This is a genomic window from Brevibacillus sp. MCWH (genome assembly GCF_013096935.1).
Classification (GTDB): domain Bacteria; phylum Bacillota; class Bacilli; order Brevibacillales; family Brevibacillaceae; genus Brevibacillus; species Brevibacillus aydinogluensis.
The window spans coordinates 1-743 of sequence record NZ_SDLF01000075.1 but is presented as its reverse complement, the minus strand read 5'-3'; the positions used below and the strand labels follow the sequence as shown (position 1 = coordinate 743).

The window sequence follows — 743 nt, the reverse complement described above, 5'->3', positions numbered from 1 at the left end:
GGTGGAGGTACAGGTGCTGAAGCTATCCATAGTATTAGAAACGATGGTAGTAAAGAGCTCGCTGAAAAAGTCGTATCTTCGTTAAATAAAAACGCTGGGATTCCTTTAAGACCTAAATCAGTATTTTCTAGAAAAGGTTCTAACGGATTAGATTATTATGCTGTATTACGTGGGGCTAAAATGCCTGCTATCATTTTAGAACCAGCTTTTGTTGATTCTTCAGATAAGAGTAGAATAGATAGCGACGAGAAACTAGACAAAATTGGTCGAGCAATCGCTTTAGGAATTTTAGACTATTTAAAAGTATCAACAAAGGAAGTTAAAAAACCTGTCACAGAGACTGTAAAAGAGCCAGTTAAACAGCAATCCAACCAGTACGTAAAAACTACAGGTGTAGTAAATGCTGATAGTTTAAATGTTAGACAAGGTCCTAGTGTAGACCATAAAGTTATTACAACTCTTAAAAAGGGTACTAAAGTTTCTATTGTTGGACAAGAAAATGGATGGTATAAAATTTCTCTTTCTAATAATGGTTACGCATATGTAGGAAAGAGTTATATTGATTTAAAAACGAAAACAGTTGTAAATTGCGAATCATTAAATGTGCGCGAAACACCTAGTAAAGACGGTAAAATTTTAAGTACGTTGAAAAAAGGTGAAAAAGTTGATATTCTAGGAGAAGAAAATGGTTGGTTAAAAATTTCTTATAAAAAGGAATCATATGGTTGGGTAAACGGTAAATA

1 protein-coding gene is annotated in these 743 nt (G+C 33.4%); it reads left to right on the top strand.

Annotated elements, in window-relative coordinates:
* On the top strand, nt 1-743 hold a 743-nt coding region (locus ETC00_RS19410; RefSeq protein WP_171567694.1), incomplete at both ends, for an N-acetylmuramoyl-L-alanine amidase.